Source organism: Faecalibacterium sp. Marseille-P9590, from assembly GCF_017377665.1.
Taxonomy (GTDB): Bacteria; Bacillota; Clostridia; order Oscillospirales; family Ruminococcaceae; genus Faecalibacterium.
Genome location: NZ_JAFREF010000011.1, coordinates 51,594 through 76,833, shown reverse-complemented (window position 1 = coordinate 76,833; position 25,240 = coordinate 51,594). Strand labels below are relative to the sequence as shown.

Here is a 25,240-nt window from a genome sequence, read left to right as displayed (position 1 = left end):
TGGTATGAAAGAGGGGAGGCTCCCATGTACGTCGATTGGGAATACTACAAAATTTTCTATTATGTGGCGAAGTATCAGAACTTTACGAAAGCGGCGCGGGTGCTGGGCAACAACCAGCCCAACATCACCCACTCGATGAACCGGCTGGAAAGCCAGCTGAACTGTGTGCTCTTTACCCGCTCCAACCGGGGCGTCACCCTGACGCCGGAGGGCGAGATGCTCTACTCCCGCATCGCCTCGGCGGCGGTGCAGATACAGGACGCGGAGGAAGAACTGAGCGCCAGCGCCACCCTCGAGCACGGCTCCATCAGCATCAGTGCGACGGAGACGGCGCTGAACATCTATCTGGCCGAGAAGCTGCGGACGTTCCACACCGAGTATCCCGGCATCCGGCTGCGCATCTCGAACCACTCTACGCCCCAGGCGGTGCAGGCTGTGAAGAACGGAGAAGTGGATTTTGCCATCATCTCCACCCCGGCGGAAGTAGAACAGGGCCTGAAGATGGTGGAACTGAGACCGTTTTATGAAGTGCTGGTGGGTGGAAAGACCTTCACTGCACTGGCCAGCCAGCGCCTGACGCTGAAGGAACTGAGCTGCTATCCGCTCATCTCTCTCAGCGATGAGAGCATGACCCGGAGCTTCTACCGGCAGTTCTTCCTCGATCACGACGCCGTGCTCCGGCCCGACACCGAGGCCGCCACCACCGACCAGATGCTCACGCTGGTGAAAAGTGAGCTGGGCCTTGCCTTTGTGCCGGAACCGATGACGAAAGAGCTTCTGGCCCGCGGCGAGCTTGTCGAGCTGCATCTGCAGGAGATCATTCCATCCCGTTCTATCTGCCTCGTCTACGACCATCACCGCCCGCTGAACACGGCGGCCCGGAAGTTCCAGCAGATGTTGACAAAAGCGGAGCCGGGCCATCCGGCAGCGCCGAAGCAGGCGGATGGCGTCTCTTTCGTATCCCAATAAAATGATTTGTCGTTGTCCCATACCGGAAAGCTTCCCTTTTGATATGGGAATTTGTTGCAGCGCTTTCAGGCAGCAGTGCTATTATAAAAGAATTTGCAGGATGGGTAAGACGTATCTTGGATATGGCTGCAATATTCGTTCTGTATTGGAGAAACTGCCGCCCTTTTATTTTACAGGTCAGATGGACCCGCCGTTGGTCGCCGCAACTTCGCCATACCAGAAGGCACTGTCTTTCGGGATGCGCCGCCCGGAAGCGTAATCGACGTACACCAGACCAAAACGCTCTCTGTATCCGCTGTGCCACTCGTAGTTGTCCAGCAGGCTCCAATGGAAGTACCCTCGCACGTCGGCACCGGCCTGAATGCCCTCGGAGAGTTTTTCCAGATAGCGCGCCAGAAAATCAATTCGCTCCACGTCATGCACCTTGCCGTCCCGATAGATTTTGTCGGTGCAGGATAAGCCGTTTTCCGCGATGAACATGGGCAGTCCATACCGCTCCTGGATGTAACGGGGACCCCAGTTCAGGCTTTCCGGCTCTACTGGCCAGTTCATGGCTGTGTGAGCGTATCCCGCAGGGCGCTCCACATAACAGGGGCCATTCGTTCCCATCTGTACAGGCGCGGCATTGTAGATGTTCAGCCCGAGCATATCCGGTCTGCCCAGAGACAGGGCGTCGTTGATGTATTGCGGCACAGCACCGATGCAGGCGGAAAGCTGCGGCCCACAGAGGTCCGGTCCGGGCCAGCGGCCAAGGCACAGAGGGTCGAGCGACATCGTGTGGGTGAAGGCCCAGTCCTCGTCCGGGCAGGCAAAGGTCAGAGCCCGGGCGGCGTCCACATCTGCTTTTGCCTCAGATACGGGGTAGCAGATGCGGCCTGTGGAGACGAAGCCCACTCTGTTTTCGGCGTCCGTATGGCGGAGCTCCTGCGCGGCAAGGCAGTGCGCATAGATGATATTCTGCCAGCAGGTGAACTGCCCTTCCAGCGGGAGTTTCAGCCCCGGCGCATGCTCACCTGTCCCATAGCCCATTTTCACGATACAGGCAGGCTCATTGAAGGTGAACCACTGGTGGACCCTGCCTTTGAAATGTTCTGCCATTTTTGCCGTGTAGACTGCAAACGCCCGGGCGGTGTCCTCATTCTGCCAGCCGCCCTTTTCTTCCAGCGCCTGCGGCAAATCCCAGTGATACAGCGTAATATACGGCTCGATGCCCGCTTCCAGCAAAGTATTCACAAGACCATCGTAATAGGCAAAGCCTTTTTCGTTCCAGTCCGTGCCGCCGGTGGGGGCGATGCGCGTCCACGCCACAGAGAAGCGATAGGCTTTCAGGTGCATCGACTTCAGCAGTTCGATGTCTTCCCGCCAGCGGTGATAGCTGTCGCAGGCGGTATCACCGGTCTCGCCCCGATAGGTGCGGCCCGGTGTGTGAGAGAAAACATCCCAGATGCTCCGGCCTTTTCCATCCTCGACGGCACCGCCCTCGATTTGATAGGCTGCAGTCGCAGCGCCCCATACAAATTCTTTTGGAAATACTGCCATGTTCGTTCTCCTTTTATCTCGTCAGATACATGTGTACAGGAACTTGAGATCCTTACTGATTATAGTATACTCTTCTGTGGCTGCCGGTGCAAATAGCATTTTATTGGTGACCATTGTGGAAATACACATCAGGATACGCTATACTAAAACAGAGAACAGGGAATTCATCTGGCGAAAAAAGCCAAAGGGAAGGGAAACCAAAATGATAGACAAAATGCTCGTGCGCGGGGCAAAGGTACACAACCTGAAAAACATCGACGTGGACATCCCGCTGAACAAGATCGTGGGCATTGCGGGCGTGTCGGGGTCGGGTAAATCCTCGCTGGCGCTGGGGGTGCTGTATGCCGAAGGCTCCCGCCGGTATCTGGAGGCACTGTCCACCTACACCCGCCGCCGGATGACCCAGGCTTCGAAAGCCTCGGTGGAAGAGGTGCTGTATGTTCCGGCGGCGCTGGCGCTGCACCAGCGTCCGGGCGTGCCGGGCATCCGCAGCACCTTCGGCACCGGCACGGAATTGCTGAACAGCCTGCGGCTCATGTACTCCCGCCTCGCAAGCCACCGCTGCCCGAACGGGCATTACATCCCGCCGACGCTGGCTGTTGCGGCGGGCAAGGAGCTGGTCTGCCCGGAGTGCGGTGCGCATTTCTATGCGCCGTCGGCGGAGGAGCTGGCTTTCAACTCTCAAGGGGCCTGCCAGAAGTGCGGCGGCATAGGCAGCGTCCGGACGGTGGACATGGCGTCGCTGGTGCCGGACGACTCGCTGACCATCGACGGCGGCGCAGTGGCCCCGTGGAACAGCCTGATGTGGTCGCTGATGACAGACGTCTGCCGGGAGATGGGCGTGAGGACGGATGTGCCGTTCCGCGACCTGACCGAACAGGAAAAGGACATCGTCTACCACGGTCCAGCAGAGAAAAAGCATATCTTCTACCACGCCAGGAACTCGAATCAGGCCGGCGAGCTGGACTTTACCTATTACAATGCCGTCTACACTGTAGAAAATGCTCTTGCAAAGGTCAAGGATGACAAGGGCATGAAGCGGGTGGAAAAGTTCCTGCGGGAAGATGTCTGCCCCGAGTGTCACGGCTCACGGCTCTCAGCGGCGGCGCGTGCGCCGAAGCTGCGGGGCATTTCGCTGGACGAAGCCTGCCAGATGACGCTGGAAGCCCTCGTGGAGTGGGTGAAGGGCGTGCCGGGCAGCCTGCCGGAAGAGATGCGCCCGATGGCGGAGAGCATCTGCGAGGCATTCGAAAGTACCGCCAAGCGGCTGATGGACTTAGGTCTGGGTTATCTGACGCTTGACCGCTCGGCCTCGACCCTTTCCACCGGTGAGCGCCAGCGGATGCAGCTGGCCCGGGCCGTCCGCAACCGCACCACCGGCGTGCTCTATGTGCTGGATGAGCCGTCCATCGGCCTGCATCCGTCGAACATCGTGGGCTTGACCGGTGTGATGCACGACCTCGTGGCCGACGGCAACTCGGTCATTCTGGTGGACCACGACACCCAAATCCTGAAAGAGGCCGACTGGGTGATCGAGATGGGGCCGGAAGCGGGAGCTAAGGGCGGACATGTCATTGCCGAAGGGACGATAGCTGATTTGGAGGCAAAGCCGGAGTCCCAGATCGGGCCGTTCCTCTCCGGAAAAGCTGAGACGAAATTGCGCAGGTGTGCCAGGGAAGGAGAGATGTTCGCAGAGGGGGCTATCCATCTCTCCACCGGCAGCATCCACACGGTCAAGCCTTTGGAGCTGGACATTCCCAAGGGGCGGCTCACCGTGGTAACGGGCGTGTCCGGCTCCGGCAAAACGACGATGGTGCTGGAAAGCCTCGTGCCGGCGCTGGAAGCAAAGATAAACGGCAGCGCCCTCCCGGCACATATCCGGGAGATTCGCGCCGAGGACATCGCGCACGTCAAACTCATCGACGCGACGCCCATCGGCATCAATGTGCGCTCTACCGTGGCGACCTACGCGGGCGTCCACGACGAGCTGCGGAAGCTCTATGCCAAATCTCCGGACGCCAGGCAAAAGGGCTTCAAGGCCAGCGATTTTTCCTACAATACTGGAAGTCTGCGCTGCCCCGGCTGCGACGGCACCGGTGAGGTGAGCCTGGACGTGCAGTTCCTGCCGGATGTGAACATCATCTGCCCCGACTGCCGGGGTTCCCGCTACGCGCGGGCGGCTTACGGCGTGAAGCTGGCCAACGAGGCGGAGCAGGCCGTCTCCCTGCCGGAACTGATGGATATGGACGTCAACTCCGCTCTTGAGTTCTGCGGCGGGATGAAGACAGTGAGCCAGCGCCTGCAGACATTGCAGCAGCTGGGTCTGGGCTACCTGACACTGGGTGAAGAGACGCCCAGCCTCTCCGGCGGCGAGGCCCAGCGCCTCAAGCTGGCCAGCGAGATCGGCCGCACCCAGACCGACTCGGTGTTCGTTTTCGATGAGCCCAGCATCGGCCTCCACCCGCTGGACGTGCAGGTGCTGCTGCGGGTGTTCCAAGCCCTGCTGGACAACGGCGCAACGGTCGTTGTCATCGAACACGACCTTGATGTCATCCGCAACGCGGACTATGTCATCGACATGGGGCCGGGCGGCGGCGAGAGCGGCGGCCGCGTCGTGGCAACAGGCACGCCGGAGGAGATCCAGGAAAACCCGGAGAGTATTACCGGAAGATATTTATAACAAAAAGGGGGCAGGTGCTGCATGGCATCTGCCCCCTTCGTCAATATTCTTATTTGCTTTCTGGTACACCACGCAGTTCGGCACGGATGGCATGGAAGCGCTCGGGAACATCTTCTTCCCGGATATTTTTGACGACTCCCAGAAGCTTTGCGGTTTCGCCTACGGGATAGACCATGATGCACTTCTGATGCTTCGCTGACGATCAAAACAAAAAGTTAATTCTCGGAAGAAATATCCTGACCAAAATACTTCTCGCTCAGCTCCTTGAGGGTGCCGTCAGCGCGCAGCTCGTCGATGGCGCTGTTGAGGGCGTCGAGGAAGGAAGAGTCTTCGCTCTTGACGATAGGGATCGCAACGTGAGAAGCATCTTCGGTCTGGGCGACCAGCTTGAAGTCGGCGTCCGGATGGACGTTCAGGTAGTCGTAGAAGGAGACGTTGGCGTTCAGGGTGGCGTCGATGCGGCCAGCAGCCAGCAGCTGGATGGTCTCTTCCAGCGTGTCGATGCCCTGCACGGTCGCGCCGTAGCTCTCGGCCAGCTCCATGTAGGTGGAAGCGAGGCTGTTGGCCGTGGTCTTGCCGGCAAGGTCCTCGAAGCTCTTGATGTCGTCGTTATCCTTGCGGACGGCGAGGGCGGTGTGGATGTAACCGTAGGGAGTGGTGAAGTCGTAGGTCTTGGCGCGCTCTTCGGTGACTTCGACACCGTTGCAGACGAGGTCGTAGCGGCCAGCGTCCAGACCGGCGAACAGGCTGTCCCAGTCGCTCTCGACGTACTCGGGCTCGACGCCCAGCTTCTCGGCAATGGCGCGGGAGACTTCGACGTCGTAGCCCACGAGGGTGTCGCTCTCATCGTGGAAGCTCCAGGGCTGCCATGCGCCTTCCAGCGCGATGACCAGCTTGCCGTTGGACTGGATGGTCTCCAGCTTGTTGGCGGCAGCAGCGGAAGCAGAAGCAGCGGTACTGGAAGCAGTGGAGGCAGAAGTGTTGGAAGAGCAGCCAGCCAGCGAGAGAACACCGGCAGCGGCCATGACGCTCATGAGAGAAATAAAGGTTCTGCGTTTCATAGGTGATGATCCTTTCTTATTCAGTATGGGAAATTTTCTGAAGGAACTCACGGGTCCTTGCCTCTTTGGGATGGGCGAAGAACTCCTGCGAGGGGGCTTCCTCGACCACGACGCCGTTTTCCATAAAGACGGTGCGGGACGAGACGTTGCGGGCAAAGCCCATCTCATGGGTGACGACCAGCATGGTCATGCCCTCCTGTGCCAGCTGCCGCATGACGGCCAGCACTTCGCCGGTCAATTCCGGGTCGAGGGCGCTGGTGGGTTCGTCGAAATAGATGATCTCGGGGCCGGAGGCAAGAGCGCGGGCGATGGCCACGCGCTGCTGCTGACCGCCCGACAGCTGACGGGGGTAGTAGTCGGCACGGTCGGCGAGGCCGACCTTTTCCAGCATCTTCATGCCGACGGCATCGGCCTCTGCTTTGGGCATCTTCCGGGCAACGATGAGGCCCTCGGTGACGTTCTGCAGGGCCGTTTTGTTGCGGAAGAGGTTGTAGTTCTGGAAGACGAATGCCGTCTTGCGGCGCAGCCGCGCGATGCTGGCGCGATCAGCGTGGGCGAGGTCGAATGTCTCGCCGTCGAAGGTGAGCTTGCCTGCGTCCGCCGTCTCGAGGAAGTTGAGACATCGCAGCAGGGTGGTCTTGCCTGAGCCGGAAGGGCCGAGGATGGCCACGACGTCGCCCTTTTCCACCGTCAAATCGACGCCGCGCAGTACGTCCAGACTGCTGGTCGGCTTGGGGGCGCGGCCAAAGATGCCGGGATGGACGCCGGGCTTTGCGTAAGTATGGAAGGATTTGTGGACGCCGCGTATCTCTAACATTGCCATAACAGCCACACTCCTTTCTTACTGGAAGCCGTGGGCGTTGAGCTGGCGCTCCAGCAGCCCTTGCAGCTTGGTGATGACGGTACAGAACAGCAGGTACACCACGGCCACCTCACAGTAGATGGGCAGGAAGATGTAGGTGCGGGCGGCGACGCGCTGGCCGGCCATGAACAGCTCCGCTACCGTGATGTTGGAGGCCAGAGAGGTGTCCTTTATCATGCCGATGAGGGAGTTGGAGAGGGCAGGCACGGCGGTGCGCAGGGCCTGCGGCAGCACGATGCGGCGCATGATCTGCCACCAGCTCATGCCGACGCAGTAGCCGGCTTCCAGCTGGCCCTGCGGCACGCTCTCGAGTGCGCCGCGCATGGTCTCGGCGCAGTATGCGCCCTCGTTGAAGGCGAAGGCGATGACTGCCGCCGGGAAAGCGTCCAGCATGATGCCCACGCTGGGCAGGCCGTAAAAGATGATGAAAAGCTGCACCAGCAGCGGCGTGCCGCGGATGACCCAGATGTAGAACCGGGCCAGCTGGCTCAGCACCGGCACCCGGGCGTACTGCACCAGCGCCACAGCCACTGCCAGCACCATCGCCAAGGTGAACGAGATGAGGGTGAGGGGAATGGTCATGGTGAGGCCCGCCGAGAGGATGCGGGGAAGAGCCTCCCAGAGCACGCTGACGGTGCGGTTGGATAAGAGTGTTTCCAGCATGGATACTCCTTTTTCAAAATTTGAATAAACAGACAAGACAAGTGGGTGGACATATTATATACCTTAAAGCAGGGTCGAAGTCAAGAGGAAAAAATGAAAATCCTACAAAACCTACCAGAATACTATAACATGATTTGGAAATGAACGCAAATGGTTTCGAAAAATTGCATGGTATAGACGAAATGGATGAAAAACAGGTGTTAACTTTGTGCAGAACGGCAGAGTAGTTGACGCGGCAGAAGCTTTCGGGTACAATAAGAACTGTATAGACCTGTAAAGGTACAAACAGGCCGCACGCCCCGCCAGACGGGAGCGCGGCGGATACGGAGGACAAACGTGATGAAACGTATTGGTATTCTGGGCGCTGGCACCTGGGGCATGGCCCTTGCACGGATGCTGACTGTGAGCGGGAATGATGTGCTGGTGTGGTCGGCCATCGAGAAGGAGATCGACAGCCTTTCCACCACCCGCAAGCACCCCAATCTGCCGCAGATGAAGATCCCCGACGAGCTGCGGTTCACCAAGAGCATCGAGGAAGTCTGCAAAGACAAGGACATCCTGCTGTTCGCAGTGCCGTCGGTGTTCGTCCGCTCCACGGCGGCGAAGGCCCGGCCCTATGTGGCCGACGGCCAGATCATCGTGGACGTGGCAAAGGGCATCGAGCCCGACACCCTGTACACCATGACCGAGATCCTGGCCGATGAGCTGGGCAAGGAAGGCGGCCCGAAGGGCGTGCGTCTTGTGGCCCTGTCCGGCCCCACCCACGCCGAGGAAGTGGCCATCGACCTGCCCACCACCATCGTGTCGGCCAGCAAGGATATGGAGGCCGCTGCCTATGTGCAGGAGGTCTTCACCAACAATGTCATGCGCGTCTACACCAACGAGGACATCAAGGGTGTAGAGCTGAGCGGCGCCATGAAGAACGTCATCGCGCTGGGCGTCGGCATCTCCACCGGCCTCGGCTACGGCGATAATGCCCGCGCTGCCCTCATCACCCGCGGCATCGCCGAGATCGCCCGTCTGGGCGTGGCGATGGGCTGCAATGTCCACACTTTCGCGGGTCTGGCCGGTATCGGCGACCTCATCGTGACCGCCACCAGTATGCACAGCCGCAACAACCGCGCCGGTATCCTCATCGGCAAGGGCGAGACCCCGGAAAATGCCGTCAAGGAAGTCGGCATGGTGGTCGAGGGCATGAACGCCCTGCCCGCTGCGCTGGAACTGGCCGAGCGGTATCAGGTGGAAATGCCCATCGTCCAGACCGTCAACGCCATCGTTAACAAGGGCATGAGTGCGGCAGAGGCTGTCAAGTCCCTGATGGAGCGCGGCCTGAAGAACGAGCTGCCGCAGGGCTACGAAAAATAAACGAAAAGGGGCGGTATCATGCCTTCTACCTACGCACACCGCCGCTTTGGTGCGGATGTTCTGGCCCTGCTGCCGGATGGTCTGCGCGCGACGCTGGAACAGCACCGGGAGCTTTACGACATGGGTCTCCACGGGCCGGACCTGATGTTTTATTACAAGGCCTTGCAGTCGAACCCGGTGAACCGTCTGGGCAACACCATGCACGAGCAGAAGGGCGAGGTGTTTTTCACCCGTGCCCGCACCGTGGTGGAAAATGCAACGGATAAAAGCGCCGCACTGGCTTATGTGCTGGGCTTTGTCTGCCACTTCGCGCTGGACAGCACCTGCCACCCTTATGTGGAGGCCTATGTCCGGGAGAGCGGTGTGGGCCACTGCGAGATTGAGACGGAGTTTGACAATGCTCTGATGCGGGAAGACGGCCTCGACCCCATAAAGTTCTTCACGGCCAGCCACATCAAACCCAGCCGGGAGCGGGCCGAGGTCATCGCGCCCTTCTACGAAGGCGTCACGGTGGACGAGACGCTGGCGGCGATGAAGGGGATGATAACGGTGCATCATCTTTTGCAGGCGGCGAACCCCGTCAAGCGCTGGGTGGTGCTGACCGGGATGCGCGTCGCGGGCAAGTATGAGTTCATGCACGGCCTTGTGGCAAACCCGCAGCCGAACCCCAAATGCGTCCAGAGCAGCCAGAAGCTCGAAGAGCTGTATAAAACGGCTGTGCCGCTGGCGGTAAGGCTCATCGAAGAGTATGCAGAGAACAAGCCGCTGGGGGCGGAGTATCAGCATACGTTTGGGGAGAACTGAGAGGAGCACCGGATGGAAAAAAGCGGTAAATTCCGCCTGACGAGCTTGGAGCGGAACTGGATCCTGTACGACGTGGGCAACTCGGCCTTTGTGCTGATGGTGGCCACCCTTATCCCCATTTTCTTCAACGCGCTGGCGGCAGCCGGGGGATTGAGCTCGGTGGAGTATCTGGCTTACTGGGGCTATGCCAGCTCGGCTGTGACCGTCATCACGGCTGTTTTGAGCCCGATTTTGGGGACAGTGGCCGACACGAAGGGCTTCAAGAAGCCTATCTTCATACTCTGCGTTTTCGTGGGCATCGTGGGCTGCTGCGCCATGGGCGCGGCGTCGGCGTGGCTGCCGTTTCTGGTCATCTTCGTCATCGCGAAGGTGGGCTTTTCGGGCAGCCTGGTGTTCTACGACTCGATGCTCAGCGACGTGACCACTCCCGAGCGGATGGACGAAGTGTCCAGCCGGGGCTATGCGTGGGGATACATCGGCAGCTGCGTACCCTTCGTGGTCTGCCTCGGTCTTGTGCTGGGGGCGGGGAGCATTGGCATCAGCCAGATGACGGCGCTGAACCTGGCACTCCTGCTGACGGCGGCGTGGTGGCTGCTCACGACCCTGCCGCTGCTGAAAAGTTATAAACAGCTCTACTATGTGGAGGTGGAAAAGCACGCTGTCCGGCAGAGTTTTGCCCGCATCGGCCATACCCTGCGGCATCTGCCGGAGGATAAGCAAGTGTTCTGGTTTTTGCTGGCGTTCTTCTGCTACATCGACGGCGTGTACACCATTATCGACATGGCGACGGCCTACGGCACGGCGCTGGGTCTGGACACCACCGGCCTTTTGCTGGCACTTCTTGTGACCCAGATCGTGGCGTTCCCGTCGGCCCTCATCTTTGGGCGGTTGTCGAACAAGTACCCCTCGGCAAAGCTCATCCCGGTGTGTATCGCGGCCTACGCGGGCATCGCGGTGTTTGCGTTTTTCCTGACCCAGCAGTGGCAGTTCTGGGTGCTGGCCGTCATCGTGGGCATGTTCCAGGGCGGCGTGCAGGCGCTCAGCCGCTCCCACTTTGCAAAGATCATCCCGCCGGAAAAGTCGGGCGAATACTTTGGCCTCTTCGACATCTGCGGCAAGGGCGCGTCCTTCCTTGGCACCATGATTGTCAGTGTGGGAAGCCAGCTCACCGGCAGCGCCAATGTGGGTGTCGGCTCCCTCATCGTGCTGTTCATCGTGGGATTCGTGCTGTTCAGAGTGTCGTGCAAAAAAGAAGTCGTTCCGGAATGAGATAACGTAACATCTGCTGCGCAGCAGCAAATTGGAGAAGCACAAAAATGCATTTAGCGAAGCGGCTGGCATTTTTGTGCTTCGACTTCTTCTTTGGGCTCTGAAAGGGGTCGCTGGCGCTTTTCTGATTCTCTTTAGGCGACAAAAGAGAATGAACCCCGCCGTTAGTTGCGTCTTACAAAAATACATAGTAAAATAAGCTCAAATCAAAAAATATAAAGGAGCAAGACCATGAAACAATATCCCGGCTACACCCTCGTCAAGCGCGAGGACTGCCCCGAACAGCACGGAACGCTGACCGTGCTGACCCATGACGTCAGCGGGGCGGCTGTCCTGCTGGTGGAAAACGACGACGACAACAAGGCCTTCGGCATCGGCTTCGGCACCTTTCCCTCCGACGACACCGGCGTGTTCCACATCCTCGAGCACTCGGTGCTGGCAGGCAGCGAGAAATACCCGGTGAAGTCGCCGTTTTTGCAGCTGCTCAAGAGCAGCATGGCCTCCTTCCTGAATGCCATGACCTTCCCGGACAAGACGGTGTATCCCTTCGCTACCCCCAACGAGACGGATTTCAAGAACCTGATGGACGTCTATCTCAACGCGGTGTTCTGCCCGCTGGCCATGGTGGACAAGGGCGTATTCGAGCAGGAGGGCTGGCACCGGGACGAAGACGGCACGGTGAGCGGCGTCGTCTACAACGAGATGCAGGGGGCGCTGGCGACGCCGGACGCACAGCTGCAGAACGCTCTGAGCCGGGCAATGTTCCCGGATACGGCTTACGGCTTCGTCTCCGGCGGCGACCCGGCGTCCATTCCGGCGCTGACCTATGAGAAGTATGTGCGGGTCTACCGCCGCCACTACAGTGCCGACAACTGCTGCATCACCCTCTACGGCAAGATGGACATGGCTGAGAAGCTGGCCTTCCTCGACGAGCAGTATCTGAGCCGTATGCCCAAGAGCGCCAGCCGCCCCCGCCTGACAGTGCAGGACGAGCAGGTCGGTGCGAAGCGGAATATCCCGTACTATACCGAGAAGCCGGAGCCGGACGAGGCTCAGTGTGCGCTGGCGTGGTACACCGGTGCGTTCAGCGACCGGGAGCGCCAGCTGGGCGTGGAGATCTTGCTGGACGCCCTGCTGGGGACGAACCAGGCGCCTCTGAAAGCCGCCCTGCTGGAAGAAAAACTGGGCGCGGACATCGACGTGGGCTTCGATGACAGCACGCTGCAGCCGACCTTGGAGCTTGTGCTCCGGGGCGCGACGGAAGAGTCGGCGGGCAAATTTGCCGCCGCCGTGCGCAAGGCCGTGGACGGCATCCTCGAGAAGGGCATCCCCGAGGAGCTGCTGATGGCAAGCCTCAACTCCACCGAATTCGCTTCCCTTGAGCGGCCGGGCAGTATCCCGGACGGTGTGCTGGACGCCATCAATGCATCTACAGGCTGGCTCCACACCGGCGACCCGGCCCTGCTGCTTCACACGAACGCTCTGTTCGCTTCCCTGCGGGAGAAGCTGGAACAGGGCTGGTTCAATGAGCTGCTGCGGGAGCTGTTCGCGCCTGCGCCGGTGGAGATCATCCAGGTGCCGACCCTGCCCAAGAAAGAGGAAGAGGGGCGCGCCGCCCGCACCGACGGCAAGCTGGTGCTGGACCATCCGCTGACAGCCGCCGACCTCGGCGAGGGCAAAAAGCAGACACCGGGCAGCAAGGAGCTGCTGGCGGGTGCAGAACTGCTGCACCACCCCTCGGCAGGCAATACCTACCTGTACCTTTACTATGATCTGGGCGGCATGGCACCGGAAGATATGTCCTGCCTGCATCTGCTCACGGATGTCATTGATGAGCTGGACACCGAAAGGCACACGGCCCAGGAACTGAACACTCTGCGGAACACCTGGCTGGGAAGCAGTGGTGCGTGGATGGACTGCTGGACGGGACGGCAGGAAGGCAGGCCCTGCCACGCAAAGCTCATCGTGGGGATGAGTATGCTGGAACGCAGCCTCGAAAAGGCTGTGGAGCTGGGCAGTGAGTGGCTGTATGAGACAAAGTTCAGCGGCCCGCAGGCCGAAGCTGCTATGGAGCGGGTGGCAAGCCAGCAGAAGCTGCTCATGGAGCAGAAGTTCCTGCGGGAGGGCCACGCCTTCGCCGCCATGCGGGCGGCGGCACATTTCTCGGTGGAATCCGCACTGAGTGAGCGCTGCAACGGCGTGAGCTACTACCACTATATCTGTGAGCTGCTGGAAAAGGCCGACTGGACCGCTCTGGGCAAAAAAATGGAAGAGCTGTGGAAGAGTGTACTGAAAAAGAACGCCCTGACCATCAGCCTCCACGGCAGCGACGCGGCGCTGGATACCCTGAAAAAGCTTCTGCCGGGCAGTGCCTTCGCGGCAGAAAAGCGCGGCGAGGCAAAGCCCTACACTGAGGAGCTGACAGCTCCGGTGAACGAGGCCTTCATCATCGACGGCGGCGTGAACTACGATGTGCTGGTCTGGCCCATGGAACGGCGGTTGGAGCGGAAGGTGCTGGCCCGGGTGATGAGCTACGAGTATCTGTGGCACAACATCCGCGAGGTGGGCGGCGCGTATGGCACCGGCATGGTGACCCAGAACGACGGCACCGAATATCTCTACACCTACCGCGACCCACACCTGAAAGAAAGCTATGAGACTTTCGCAAAGGGGCCGGCAGAACTGGTAGGCCGCGACTACACCGAGAAGGACATGAACGAGTTCATCGTGGGCGCGGCAGCAAAGCTGGACACCCCGCGCAAGCCCCGGGAAGAGGCTGCGTCTACCGACTGCAAATATTTCTGCGGCATCACCGACGAGATGACTGCCGCCGAGCGCAAGAGCCTGTGCAGTGTGGATGTTGCCGCCCTCAAGGCCGAGGCGGCGGACCTGTCGGCCCGGATGGAGAAGGGCGTGCGGGTGGTCTTCGGCAGCAAGGAGGCTGTGGAGGCTGCAAAGGAGCTGTTTGACCGGGTGGAAACCCTGTAAAAATACGCAGAGAATCTCCCGGAGACTTTGCGCAGAAAATTGAGTGAAAGATCCCCTGTCTGTGGAAAAGAACACAGGCAGGGGATTTTTGCTGCTTTGAAATATTACTTATAGGATAAAATATACAGAAAAATACAAATATGAGGGCAAAAAGTATGTACTCCTGCGGTGGAGAAAAGCGTGGTATCCTTTTGCCAGCGACAGAACGAAAGGAAGTGAGAACACAGGATGGGGCAGGAAAAGCAGGCTGCGGCCAAGGGACAGGAAAGTCTCCGGAAAGCCACCGACACCCTGAGCACCATGCTGGCGCAGGAGGTGAAAGATTTGAACGCCCGCCAGCGCGCGGCCCGCAGAGAGAACAGCACCGACCCCGGCATCATGAAGGGACTGAAAGAAGCGACTGCCGTGCTGAAAGATCTGGCGGGCGTGTCGAAGACCCTGAACGACCAGGGCGTGGACGCAGAAGGGCGGGAATGCGGTGTGGTGCTGCTGCCGCCGGTGGAGGATGTATGACGACAGAAAACAAGAATGCGGGCGTCGTGTGGAGGCCTCAGCCGAGGCAGATGGAATTTATGCGGAGGCCGGAGCCGGAAGCACTTTACGGCGGCGCGGCAGGCGGCGGTAAGAGCGACGCCCTCGTCATCGAGGCGCTGCGGCAGGTACACATTCCGCACTACCGGGCGCTCATCCTCCGCAAGACCTATCCGCAGCTTTCCGACCTCGTGGACAAGAGTCAAAGCTATTACCGCCGGGCCTTTCCGGAGGCGCAGTACAATGCCACGAGCCATGTGTGGGTCTTCCCCAGCGGGGCGAAAATTTACTTCGGCTCGATGCAGTACACCAAGGACCGGACGAACTATCAGGGCAAAGCCTTCGATTTCATCGGGTTCGACGAGCTGACCCACTTCGAGTGGGAGGAGTACAGCTACATGATGAGCCGCAACCGCCCCACCGGCCCCGGCACCCGGGTGTATCTGCGGGCCACCACCAACCCCGGCGGGGTGGGCCACGGCTGGGTGAAGGCGCGGTTCATCACGCCCGCCCCGCCCGGCACCCCCATCGTGGAGGAATACCCGGTGCGGATGCCGGACGGCACCGAAAAGGTGCTGCGGCGGGCGCGGGTGTTCATCCCGTCCAGCATCTTCGACAACCCCGCCCTGCTGGAAAATGACCCGGACTATTTGGCCAGCCTCGCGGCCATGCCGGAGGCCGAAAAGCAGGCGCTGCTCTACGGCAGCTGGGACAGCTTTTCGGGGCAGGTGTTCACCGAGTGGCGGAATGACCCGAACCACTACGAAGACCAGCGCTGGACCCACGTCATCGCGCCGTTCACCATCCCGAAGCACTGGAAAATCTACCGGGGCTACGATTTCGGCTTTTCGAAGCCGTTCTCGGTGGGGTGGTACGCGGCGGACGAGGAAGGGAGGCTCTACCGCATCAAGGAGCTGTACGGCTGCACCGGACGCCCCAACGAGGGTCTGCGCATCGACCCGGTGGAGCAGGCACGGCGCATCCGGGAGGCCGAGCAGAACGACCCGGTGCTCCGGGGCAGAGTCATTCAGGGCATTGCCGACCCGGCCATCTTCGACGAGAGCCGGGGCGAGAGCATCGCCGCCATGATGGAGCGGGGGCCGAACTTTCTGCACTGGATGCCCGGCGACCACACCCGTCTGGCGGGCAAGATGCAGATGCACTACCGGCTGAATTTTGACGGCGAGGGCAGGCCGATGCTGCAGGTGTTCAATACCTGCAAGCACTTCATCCGCACCATCCCGAACCTCGTGTACGACGAGAGCAATGTGGAGGACATCGACACCCGGCAGGAAGACCACATCTACGATGAGTGCCGCTATGTGCTGATGGAAAATCCCATCTCGCCGCCCCGGCATACATCGGCCCCGCCGGTGCTGGATGACCCGCTGGAGCTGCATCGGAAGGCGAAGTTTCTGAGGGTGTAAAGGCTCTCCCTTTGGGAGAGGCTGGGGGCGGAGAAAAACGATAGCGCCCTGCAACAGAGGACAGGAAGGAGAAAAACGAATACTATGGATGAAGCAACAAAACTGCCCATCGGGCCGGAAGAGGTGGCTGAGGCTGCGCAGATCTTGCAGCGGTACAAGGCGGGCAAGGCCGCGCTGGACAAGCGCCTGGTGGACAACGAACTGTGGTTCCGGATGGGACACTGGAAGAACTACCAGAACCCCATGATGGAGGGCAAACCCCAGCCGTCCAGCGGCTGGTTGTTCAACTCCATCGCCAACAAGCATGCCGACGCGATGGACAACTACCCCAGTCCCAACGTCCTGCCCCGTGCCGAGGACGACGAGGCAGCGGCACAGGCGCTTTCCAGCGTGCTGCCCGTGGTGCTGGAACAGGCTGACTATGAGCAGGTGTACAGCGACACCTGGTGGCGCAAGCTCAAGCAGGGAACCGGAGTCAAAGGCGTGTTCTGGGATTCGGAGCAGCGGGGCGGTGTGGGCGAGATCGCCATCCGGCCCATGAACCTGCTGATGCTCTACTGGGAGCCGGGCGTGGACGATATTCAGGCGTCGCCCCACTTTTTCTCGCTGAGTCTGGCCGACACGGCTCAGCTGGAAAGCCGCTGGCCCCAGCTGGCCGGACACACTGCCAGCGTGCTGGACGTGCCGCATTACATCCACGACGGCGGCCTTGATACCAGCGACAAGAGCGTCGTGGTGGACTGGTACTACAAAAAGCTTTCCCCCGAGGGCAGGAGCGTCCTGCACTACTGCAAGTTCTGCAATGGCGTGGTGCTCTACGCCAGCGAGAACGACCCGGCGCTGGCCGAAAGAGGCTTCTACGACCACGGCAAGTATCCCTTTGTGTTCGACGCGCTGTTCATGGAAGAGGACAGCCCGGCGGGCTTCGGGTACATCGATGTGATGAAGGAGTGCCAGACCGCCATCGACAAGATGAACCACGCCATGGACGAGAACGTCCTGCTCTCGTCCCGCCAGCGGTATGTGCTGAGCGACACGGCGGGCGTCAATGAGGAAGAGCTGACTGACCTGTCGCGGGACATCATCCATGTGGTGGGGCGCCTGAACGACGACAGTTTCCGGCCGTTGCAGACGGCGGGTCTGCAGGGCAACAGCCTGAGCTACCGCAACAGCCGCATCGAGGAGCTGAAGGAGATCAGCGGAAACCGTGACATGACCCAGGGCGGCACCGCAGGCGGCGTGACGGCAGCTTCGGCCATCGCGGCCTTGCAGGAGGCGGGTTCGAAGCTCAGCCGGGATATGCTCAAGAGCGCTTACAGGGCATTTGCCAAAGAGTGCTACCTTATCATCGAGCTGATGAGGCAGTTCTACGACGAGGAGCGCATCTTCCGCATCACCGGCAAGAGCGGCGAGAGCGAGTTCGTCCGCTTTTCGGGCCAGGTGCTCCGCGCCCAGCCTGCAAGAGTCGTGGGCGGCGTGGAGCTGGGCAGTCATGAGCCGGTGTTCGACATCGTGGTGAGTGCGGAGAAAAAGTCCACCTTCTCCCGCCTGTCGCAGAACGAGACGGCCAAGGAGTGCTATCAGCTGGGCTTTTTCGCCCCGGCCAACGCCGACGCCGCGCTGGCGGCGCTGGAAATGATGGACTTTGAGGGCATCGAAAAGGTGCGCCAGAGGGTGCGTCAGAACGGCACCCTTGCCCAGCAGCTGGCGCAGATGCAGGCCCAGATGGCCCAGCTGACGGGTCTGCTGGAAGTGCAGAAAAAGTCCAAAGCCCCCAAGCTCAGCGGCCCGGCACAGGAGCTGAGCACGGCTGCGATGGCGAGGGCGATGAAGACGCAGAAAGGAGAAATGAGATGATAAAAGTAAACTACACCGAGCTGGACGGCCCGGCAGGCCCCACCTGCCGGCTGGAAGCTTCGGGCCATGCGGGCTATGCCCCCGCCGGGCAGGACATCGTGTGTGCGGGGGCCAGCACCCTGATGCAGACCCTCTGCGCCCTGCTGGCGGGCGAGGAAGGCACCAGGAGCGGCGTGTGGGACGAGCCGGACGGCCCGCGTCTGGCCGTGACGGCGGCAGCACCCCAGAAGCCGTGGGTGGAGGGGGCGTTCGAATTTGCAAAGGCGGGCTTTGCTCTGCTGGCAGAACGCTACCCGGACAATGTCCGCTTCGCCGATTTGAGCGGACGGGGAGAACAGTCGATGGTGGATCTGCAGCTCTTTGCCTCGGATGGCGGCGATGCCGCCGCCCCCTCCGCTCCTGCCCTCAGCCATGCACAGGCTCAGCAGGCCATCGCCTCCGGGACTATGAAGGCGGATGAGGGCCGGGAAGCTTCGGATGTGCCGACACCGGCGGCAGTGCAGGAGCCGGAAGAGCGTCCTGCACCGCCCGAACGTCCTGCGCCGCTGCCGCTCCCGCCCATCCCGGGCCTGAGAGAGGGCGCGAACACCGTCCGCGCCCTCCACGCCCGCTGGGCGGCGGAAGAGGCGATGCTTCGCCGGGATATGCCGGATTTTTCGCTCAAGCAGGAGCTGGCAAACCCCGAGATGCGCCGCCTGATGGAGCTGCCCGGGATGCGGATGGGTGACGCCTACCGTCTGGCCCACTACAACGACACTCTGCGTCAGACCGCCCAGACCGTGGAGCAGGGCGTTGTGGAGCGCATCCGCCAGCGTTCGGCCCGCCCGGCGGAAAACGGTACCAGCCCCGGCGGTGCGGCCATCACCCGGGCCGATGTAGCCAGCATGACCCGCGCCCAGCGTGAGGCACTGGAACGCCGTGCGATGCACGGGGTGAAGATCAGTTTTTAAAAATTTTGATACAGAAAGGACAAATGACATGAAAAGCTACAACCTGAAGATGGACCTCCAGCTCTTTGCCGACCCTTCTGCCAGCCTGCAGAACACCACCGGCACCATGACCAACGAGATGAAGACCTTCTACGAGAAGCGCCTTATCGACCAGGCAGAGCCCCGTCTGGTACATGACCAGTTCGCGGACTACTATCCCGTACCTCAGAACGGCGGCAAGACCATTGAGTTCCGCAAGTACGACAGCCTGCCCAAGGCCGATACCCCGCTGACCGAGGGCGTGACTCCCAACGGCCAGACCCTGAATGTGACCACCATCACCAGCGACCTGCACCAGTACGGCGGCTGGACTCCGCTCACCGATGTGCTGCAGATGACGGCCATCGACAACAATGTGGTACAGGCCACCCGCGTTCTGGCAAGCCAGGCGGGCCGCACCATGGACAGCATCACCCGCGATGTGCTGGCCGGCGGCACCAACGTCATCTATGCGCCGAAGCTTTCCGCAGACGGCACCGAGACTGCCGTCACCAGCCGCAAGGTGCTAGACAAGAGCTGCACCCTGACCCCGAAGCTGTTCTTCCAGGCCGCGGCACAGCTGGGCGCGATGAACGCTGACCCCATTGGCGACAGCTACATCGCCATCATCCATCCCTACGCCGCCTACGACCTCAAGACCTGCAAGGAGTTCATCGAGGCCCACAAGTACGCCGACCCCGACACCATGTACCGCGGCGAGATCGGCAAGCTGGGCAACATCCGCTTCATCGAGACCAGCGAGGCGAAGATCTGGAAGGACGCTACCTGTCCGGAGGGCCTGGCCGTCTTTGGCACCCTCGTGCTGGGCGCCCACGCTTACGGCGTCACCGAGCTGGAAGGCGGCGGCCTGGAGCACATCGTCAAGCAGCTGGGCTACGGTGACGATCCGCTGAACCAGCGCGCCTCTGTGGGCTGGAAGGGTATGCGCGCCGCCGAGCGTCTGGTGGAGCAGTACATGGTGCGCATCGAGAGCGTGTCCAGCTATTCCACCACTGCGGCGGCAAACTGAGCCAGCCGGAAAGGAGAAGCTATGGCAGAAAAGAAGAATGTCCGCATCCGGCTGTTCAAGGACAACAGCCGGTACAAGGGCGATCTGTTCGTGAGCGTCAACGGCGTGAACTATAAGATCCGCCGGGGCGTGGAGGTGGAAGTGCCGCCTGAGGTGGCCGAGGTGCTGGAACACAGCCAGCAGCAGGACGAGTACACCGCCGCCCGCATCGCTGCGGCAGAGACTGCGGCCCAGTAAAATAAGACAACGCGGCCCGGCAGAAACGGCGGAGAAGGCCGCTTCTGCCGGGCCTTTTTGGAAAAAGCGAAAGGAGGCTTTTTATGACGGTAGGAGAAGCGATGGAGCGAGCCGAAGAGCTGCGCCCGGGCAGCCGTGTCGCGGCCCGCACCCGGCAGCGCTGGCTGTGCGAGGTGGACGGGATGCTGCGGGAGAAATTTTTCCGGCCCAGCAGCGCCGACAGCCGGGAGGGCGTGGGCGCGGACATTGCATGGGACAACGGTCTGCGGGATGACGACGTGCTGCTGGTGCCGCCGCCCTTCGACAGCCTGTACCCGCACTATCTGTGCGCCATGACGGACGCCGCGCTGGGCGAGAACGACCGGTACGCCGGTGAGCAGGCTCAGTACAACAGCATCTTAGCCGAACTGGCCGCGTGGCTGCGGCGGAAGAATCTGCCCATCCGGGGCTGCAGCTGGCGTTGGTAAGGAGGGAGAAAGATGATACTTTCGAACCGGAACGGCCTGAAAAACACCCGGAACATGCTGCGGGTGTTCGGCGGGCTGAACGAGACGTACAGCTGCACCGAGGCAGAGTACAGCGCGGGCATCAACTTTTCGGCCCGGAATTTCCCGGCCCTGAGCACCCGTCTGCCCCGGCGGAAGCTGCGGGAGGAAGCAGACCTGAACGGGATGTATCACCTGAACGGCCTGTTGACCGTCTGCGGCAGAGACCTCGTCTACACGCCGGACGACGCTGATGAGATGGAAGTGACCCTGAAAGACGCCGTGGAGGACGGCAAGAAAACGCTGGTGGGCATCGGAACGAAGATCCTGATCTTCCCGGACAAGCTGGCTTTCGACACTGCCAGCCGGAAGGTGAGCGCTCTGGGCGCGGTGTGGTCGGGCAAAAACACCAGCGTAGAGTTTGCACCCTGCGACGCGGAAGGCAAGGTCTACGAGGTGAGTGGCTGCGGCCCTGCTGAACCCGACAAGCCGACGGACGGTCAGCTTTTCCTGCGGGTGGAAGACCCGGAAAAGCCATGGAGCAGCGAGAGCACGCTGGAAGTATATAGTGAGGCGTCCGGCAACTGGTCGGCGGTGGTGCTGGACTACTGCCGCATCTCGGCAAAGGGGGTGGGAACAGACTTTGCAGCAGAGGACACTGTGACCCTCACCGGCTCTGCAGCGGAGCAGGCCGGGCAGTGGAACGAACTGGACGGCGACCGCATCGTCTACGACGCCGGCACAGATGCTCTGCGCGTCAAGGCCGATCCGGGCGGCGAGTGGTTCTATGGCCGTCTGACCCGCACCGGCGCAGCGGTAAGATGGGTGAGTCTGGACGGCAGCGTCAGCCGGGAGTTCGTCTCGGCAGAGGTGGTGGAGTTGGAACGCCGGGTGCCGGACATGGACTACCTGACCGAGTGCGACAACCGGGTGTGGGGATGCTCCAACAAGGAGAACGTCATCTACGCCTGCAAGCTGGGCGACCCCACCAACTGGTTCTCCTACCGGGGCATTGCCGCCGACAGCTATGCCGTGACCGTGGGCAGCGACGGGGCATTTACCGGCGCGGCTACCTGTATGGGATACGCGCTTTTCTTCAAGGAAAACACCCTTCACAAGCTTTACGGCTCCAAGCCCTCGGATTTCCAGCTCAGTAGCCTGCGCTGCCGGGGCGTGGCAAAGGGCGCTGCCCGGAGCCTCTGCGTCATCAACGAGACGCTTTATTATCTCTCGCCCGACGGCGTGATGGCCTGGGACGGCAGCATCCCCACCAAAGTCTCGACGGCCCTCGACCCGGCCCGGCTGCGGAACGTGAAGTCGGCGCTGGGCGGTGCGCTGGACGGGCGGTATTATCTGCACCTCGTGCGGGGCAGCGGCGAAGCCCAGGCCGTGCGGCTGCTGGTCTACGACACCGAGCGGGGGCTCTGGCAGGAGGAAGATGTCTGCTCCTACGAGATGGCCGGAAGCGGCGGGCAGCTCTATCTCTGGGACGGAAAGGCCATCTGGGCCGCAGATGCAGACCGGGAGGAGAACTGGCAGCAGGCGGGCGGCATCGAGGACGGCGTGAGCTTCGAGCTCGTCAGCGGGAACATCGGGCTGGACAGCCCGGAAGAGCTGTATCTCTCCCGGCTGACGCTCCGGCTCGAGGCCGAGGTGAAGAGCCGCATCGAGGTGGCTGTGAGTTACGACAGCGGAGCGTGGGAGACACTGGCCCAGCTGACCGCCGACGGGCGGCGCTGCTTCGATGTTCCGTTTGTGCCGAGGCGGTGCGGGAGCCTGCGGTTCCGGCTGAAGGGCAGAGGTCAGCTCACCCTGCGCAGCCTGACCCGGACGAGCGCCGCCGCGAAGGGCGGCATTCTGGCACAGGAGGTGAACTGAACATGGCAAGTGTCACGGGACTTTCGAAGATCGGACTGCCCCATCTGAGCGAGAACATGGACGCGGAGGATGCCCGCGCCATCCGTAACTACTTATACCAGATGCAGGAGCAATTACAATATGTGCTCTGCAATCTGGACGTGGAAAATATGTCGGAGCCGCTGCGCGCCCGGCTGAACAGCATCCAGTGAGAAAGGAGAATTTATGAGCACCGAGAAAAAGAAAGAACAGCAGCTGCTGGAAGATGTGACTGCCCAGCCTGCAGTCCAGTCCTCCTACAGCACGGCGGGACTGAACAGCCGCAAAGAGGTGGAGAATGCACTGGCAAATGCGGTGTACACCCCCGGTCAGAGCGTCACCAACGCAGCAGCGGACCTGAAAAACTGGCAGCAGAACCGTCCGGGCAAGTATGAGAGCACCTATCAGGGCCGCATCGAAGACCTCATCGGTCAGCTGCTGGAGCGAAACAGCTTCCAGTACAGCTATGCACAGGACCCGCTCTACCGCCAGTATGCCCAGCAGTACACCCAGAACGCCCGCAACGCCAGCGCGGACGCCGCCGCACAGGCTGCGGCCCTCACCGGCGGCTACGGCTCCAGCTATGCGGCCAGTGTGGCCCAGCAGGCGTACCAGCAGCAGATGGGCGTGCTGAACGACGCCCTGCCGTCCCTCTACCGGCTGGCGTTGGACACCTACAACAGTGAGGGCGACGATGTCGTGACCCGAATCGACCAGCTCAACACGCAGGAGCAGAACGCACAGGCGCAGTATAACGCGGAGCTGTCGGACTATTACAGTCAGCTCGACCGGAAGGGTAGCGCCTACAACGCTGCCTACGAGCAGGACTATGGCCGCTATCAGGACTATCTGGGCCGGCTGGACACCCTGTACGGCTACTATTCCAATCAGGAGCAGCAGGCCATCGCCAAGCGCCAGCAGACGTTCAATAATGTGCTGAGCATTCTGGGCGTTATCGGCGACGCGGTGCAGCTGGCCATCACCGGAACCACCGGCATCGGCTCGCTGATGGGTACGCTGGCCAACACCGGGTATAATATGTATGCCAAAGACCGCGCCTACGCGGCCGAGCGTGCTGACGCTGCGTGGGACCAGCAGATGCAGGAGACCCAGCGGCAGGACAGCCTTGCCCAGCAGAAGTATAAGAACGAGCAGGCGGAGCGGCAGTATCAGGACACCCTGCGCCAGCAGGAGTTCAACAACAATGTGACCAGCGAAAAGCTGAATATCGCCAAGGGCGAATGGGCGCTCAAGCAGTCCAAGGCAGCCCAGAGCGCCCAGCAGGCTGCGGCAAACGCCGGGGCAAAGAGTGCGGGCAGTTCGGGAGGCTCGGGCAGCGGGTCAGTGCTGTCGTCCGGAGGCAGCACCATCGTACCTTACAGCGCCGCCCGTCTCTACCGGCAGGGCAGGAGCGATACGGCCATCCGCAGCGAACTGCTGAAGGAGGGCTACTCCAACGATGAGGTCGCCAATATCCTGAAGCAGTTGGGAAGCTGAGAAATACGAAAAGGCCGCAGCGTGGAACACGGAAAGGTGTTCTGGGCTGCGGCCTTGGTTTGTTTATAAAGTAGAAGAGGAGGGAGAGTAGCTCACGAGTTGCGCTTGCTGATTTTTCCGCAGCCCCTTGGCGGGGCCTTGAAAAATCAGAGCGCGGCCCCAGCCTCACCTCCCTGTTTCCGCCGCAGGCGGCGGTCGGTTCGGCTGCACTGGGCATCCCCACAATAGAAAAAGACCCGCAAGCATATGCTCGCGGGTCTTTTTAGTGGGGTGCCCAGTGGGACTCGAACCCACGGTCTCCAGATCCACAATCTGGCGCGTTAACCGACTACGCTATGGGCACCACATCAATGCGCCCGAAGGGACTCGAACCCCCGGCCCACTGCTTAGAAGGCAGTTGCTCTATCCACCTGAGCTACGGGCGCACGTTGTTATCCCATTGGGTTCTGATATGGTTCGCAGCTGTGAGTCGAAGCACGCTGCGAGAAGTATAATACCATAGCCCCGGGGTTCTGTCAAGAGAAATTTGAAACTTTTTTGCGCTTTTTGCAAAAGGCTTCTCACAGCAGCCACATCCCCACAAAGCCGAACGTAAGCCCGAAGGCTGCGCCTGCCAGCACATCCCGGACGAAGTGCGCCCCAGAAAGCACCCGCAGCAGACAGATGAGAGCGGCGATGGCCAGCATCACGACGCCGACGGCAGGGTAGAAGTAGAGCCACACCATCCCGAGGACGGCGGCACTGAGTGCGTGGCGGGAAGGGCAGGAATTGCCGTGGGTCTCCTTAGATACCAGCGGCACGAAGCCCGGCTGCTCATAAGGGCGGGGAAAGTTGAGCCTCGCCCGCAGGATGGTTCCCAGCCAGAACGCCAGACCCGGAACGAGAATGGCCCGGGCAATGACCTGCATAAAATCAAGAGCGCCGCCGCCCCGTCCGATGGTGAGCATCGTGAACCACCGGAGGTTGAGCAGTACCAGAAGCACCGGATAGCAGACGAAAGGCACGAGGGGGAGCCAGCGGTTGAGCAGGATGATGCCCTCCCGCAGGGCGGGATGTCCCTCGAGCCAGTCTGTCAGTCTTTTATATCGTTCCGGTGTCATGCAATTCCCTCC

Annotated in this window: 22 protein-coding genes and 2 tRNA genes; 16 read left to right on the top strand and 8 right to left on the bottom strand. The window is 61.1% G+C overall.

All coding sequences use genetic code 11. The features are described from left to right. The first annotated feature begins 24 nt into the window (after positions 1-24). Positions 25-969, top strand: coding sequence for a LysR family transcriptional regulator (locus J3349_RS11595; RefSeq protein ID WP_207677502.1), 945 nt, complete (start codon positions 25-27; stop codon positions 967-969). A gap of 177 nt (positions 970-1,146) precedes the next feature. On the opposite strand, the gene J3349_RS11590 is transcribed toward J3349_RS11595, so the two are convergent. Next, entirely contained in the window at positions 1,147-2,508 is a 1,362-nt protein-coding gene (locus tag J3349_RS11590; protein WP_207677501.1) for a GH1 family beta-glucosidase, read from the bottom strand. Positions 2,509-2,710: 202 nt separating this feature from the next. Here J3349_RS11590 and J3349_RS11585 point away from each other — a divergent pair, with 202 nt between their 5' ends. Continuing rightward, a complete protein-coding gene (locus J3349_RS11585) occupies positions 2,711-5,188 on the top strand; it encodes an ATP-binding cassette domain-containing protein (RefSeq protein WP_207677500.1) in 2,478 nt (825 codons plus the stop codon). Positions 5,189-5,237: 49 nt separating this feature from the next. On the opposite strand, the gene J3349_RS14210 is transcribed toward J3349_RS11585, so the two are convergent. The 4 genes from J3349_RS14210 to J3349_RS11570 are packed head-to-tail and all read right to left on the bottom strand — an operon-like array spanning position 5,238 to position 7,774. Beyond that, a complete protein-coding gene (locus J3349_RS14210; RefSeq protein ID WP_278251812.1) occupies positions 5,238-5,363 on the bottom strand; it encodes a hypothetical protein in 126 nt (41 codons plus the stop codon). A gap of 40 nt (positions 5,364-5,403) precedes the next feature. Continuing rightward, a complete protein-coding gene (locus J3349_RS11580; RefSeq protein ID WP_207677499.1) occupies positions 5,404-6,249 on the bottom strand; it encodes a transporter substrate-binding domain-containing protein in 846 nt (281 codons plus the stop codon). Between the two features lie 16 nt (positions 6,250-6,265). Beyond that, a complete protein-coding gene (locus J3349_RS11575; protein ID WP_158394976.1) occupies positions 6,266-7,072 on the bottom strand; it encodes an amino acid ABC transporter ATP-binding protein in 807 nt (268 codons plus the stop codon). An 18-nt stretch (positions 7,073-7,090) separates the two neighbouring features. Beyond that, positions 7,091-7,774, bottom strand: a complete 684-nt coding sequence (locus J3349_RS11570; RefSeq protein WP_207677498.1) for an amino acid ABC transporter permease — start codon at positions 7,772-7,774, stop codon at positions 7,091-7,093. A 339-nt stretch (positions 7,775-8,113) separates the two neighbouring features. Here J3349_RS11570 and J3349_RS11565 point away from each other — a divergent pair, with 339 nt between their 5' ends. From J3349_RS11565 to J3349_RS11500, 14 genes are all read left to right on the top strand, one after another. Beyond that, complete coding sequence (locus J3349_RS11565; RefSeq protein WP_158394974.1) at positions 8,114-9,139, top strand: NAD(P)H-dependent glycerol-3-phosphate dehydrogenase; 1,026 nt, start codon at positions 8,114-8,116, stop codon at positions 9,137-9,139. A gap of 18 nt (positions 9,140-9,157) precedes the next feature. After that, positions 9,158-9,943, top strand: coding sequence for a zinc dependent phospholipase C family protein (locus J3349_RS11560; protein ID WP_207677497.1), 786 nt, complete (start codon positions 9,158-9,160; stop codon positions 9,941-9,943). Positions 9,944-9,955: 12 nt separating this feature from the next. Then, on the top strand, positions 9,956-11,212 hold the full coding sequence (locus J3349_RS11555; protein ID WP_207677496.1) for an MFS transporter: 1,257 nt from the start codon (positions 9,956-9,958) through the stop codon (positions 11,210-11,212). 231 nt (positions 11,213-11,443) lie between these two features. Continuing rightward, positions 11,444-14,200 carry an insulinase family protein gene (locus J3349_RS11550; RefSeq protein WP_207677495.1) on the top strand — a complete coding sequence of 919 codons (2,757 nt, stop codon included), beginning with the start codon at positions 11,444-11,446 and terminating at the stop codon, positions 14,198-14,200. A gap of 228 nt (positions 14,201-14,428) precedes the next feature. Next, positions 14,429-14,713, top strand: a complete 285-nt coding sequence (locus tag J3349_RS11545) for a chemotaxis protein (RefSeq protein WP_158390868.1) — start codon at positions 14,429-14,431, stop codon at positions 14,711-14,713. Then, entirely contained in the window at positions 14,710-16,158 is a 1,449-nt protein-coding gene (locus tag J3349_RS11540; RefSeq protein ID WP_158404260.1) for a phage terminase large subunit, read from the top strand. The genes J3349_RS11545 and J3349_RS11540 overlap by 4 nt, the downstream gene beginning before the upstream one ends. Positions 16,159-16,242: 84 nt before the next feature. After that, positions 16,243-18,015, top strand: coding sequence for a hypothetical protein (locus J3349_RS11535; protein ID WP_207677494.1), 1,773 nt, complete (start codon positions 16,243-16,245; stop codon positions 18,013-18,015). Beyond that, the gene (locus J3349_RS11530) at positions 18,012-18,965 is read left to right on the top strand and encodes a ribosomal-processing cysteine protease Prp (protein WP_207677493.1); all 954 of its coding nucleotides are present in this window, start codon (positions 18,012-18,014) and stop codon (positions 18,963-18,965) included. Before J3349_RS11535 ends, J3349_RS11530 begins: the two co-directional genes overlap by 4 nt. 28 nt (positions 18,966-18,993) lie before the next feature. Continuing rightward, positions 18,994-20,013 carry a N4-gp56 family major capsid protein gene (locus tag J3349_RS11525; protein ID WP_242699634.1) on the top strand — a complete coding sequence of 340 codons (1,020 nt, stop codon included), beginning with the start codon at positions 18,994-18,996 and terminating at the stop codon, positions 20,011-20,013. A gap of 21 nt (positions 20,014-20,034) precedes the next feature. Then, the gene (locus J3349_RS11520; RefSeq protein WP_015565805.1) at positions 20,035-20,250 is read left to right on the top strand and encodes a hypothetical protein; all 216 of its coding nucleotides are present in this window, start codon (positions 20,035-20,037) and stop codon (positions 20,248-20,250) included. A gap of 83 nt (positions 20,251-20,333) precedes the next feature. Continuing rightward, positions 20,334-20,717, top strand: coding sequence for a hypothetical protein (locus tag J3349_RS11515; protein WP_207677492.1), 384 nt, complete (start codon positions 20,334-20,336; stop codon positions 20,715-20,717). Positions 20,718-20,729: 12 nt separating this feature from the next. Then, entirely contained in the window at positions 20,730-22,613 is a 1,884-nt protein-coding gene (locus J3349_RS11510) for a hypothetical protein (RefSeq protein WP_207677491.1), read from the top strand. Between the two features lie 2 nt (positions 22,614-22,615). Next, positions 22,616-22,804 (top strand): hypothetical protein, encoded by a 189-nt coding sequence (locus J3349_RS11505; protein WP_149794530.1) that lies wholly within the window; start codon positions 22,616-22,618, stop codon positions 22,802-22,804. Between the two features lie 13 nt (positions 22,805-22,817). After that, positions 22,818-24,128, top strand: coding sequence for a cell envelope biogenesis protein TolA (locus J3349_RS11500; RefSeq protein ID WP_207677490.1), 1,311 nt, complete (start codon positions 22,818-22,820; stop codon positions 24,126-24,128). Positions 24,129-24,394: 266 nt separating this feature from the next. Here the strand turns inward: J3349_RS11500 and J3349_RS11495 are convergent. The 3 genes from J3349_RS11495 to J3349_RS11485 all read right to left on the bottom strand — a co-directional run bounded on the left by J3349_RS11495 (position 24,395) and on the right by J3349_RS11485 (position 25,228). Beyond that, positions 24,395-24,471: transfer RNA gene (locus J3349_RS11495), tRNA-His, on the bottom strand. An 8-nt stretch (positions 24,472-24,479) separates the two neighbouring features. Beyond that, a tRNA-Arg gene (locus J3349_RS11490) sits at positions 24,480-24,553 on the bottom strand. Between the two features lie 135 nt (positions 24,554-24,688). Next, positions 24,689-25,228, bottom strand: a complete 540-nt coding sequence (locus tag J3349_RS11485; protein WP_207677489.1) for a phosphatase PAP2 family protein — start codon at positions 25,226-25,228, stop codon at positions 24,689-24,691. Between the last annotated feature and the right edge of the window lie 12 nt (positions 25,229-25,240).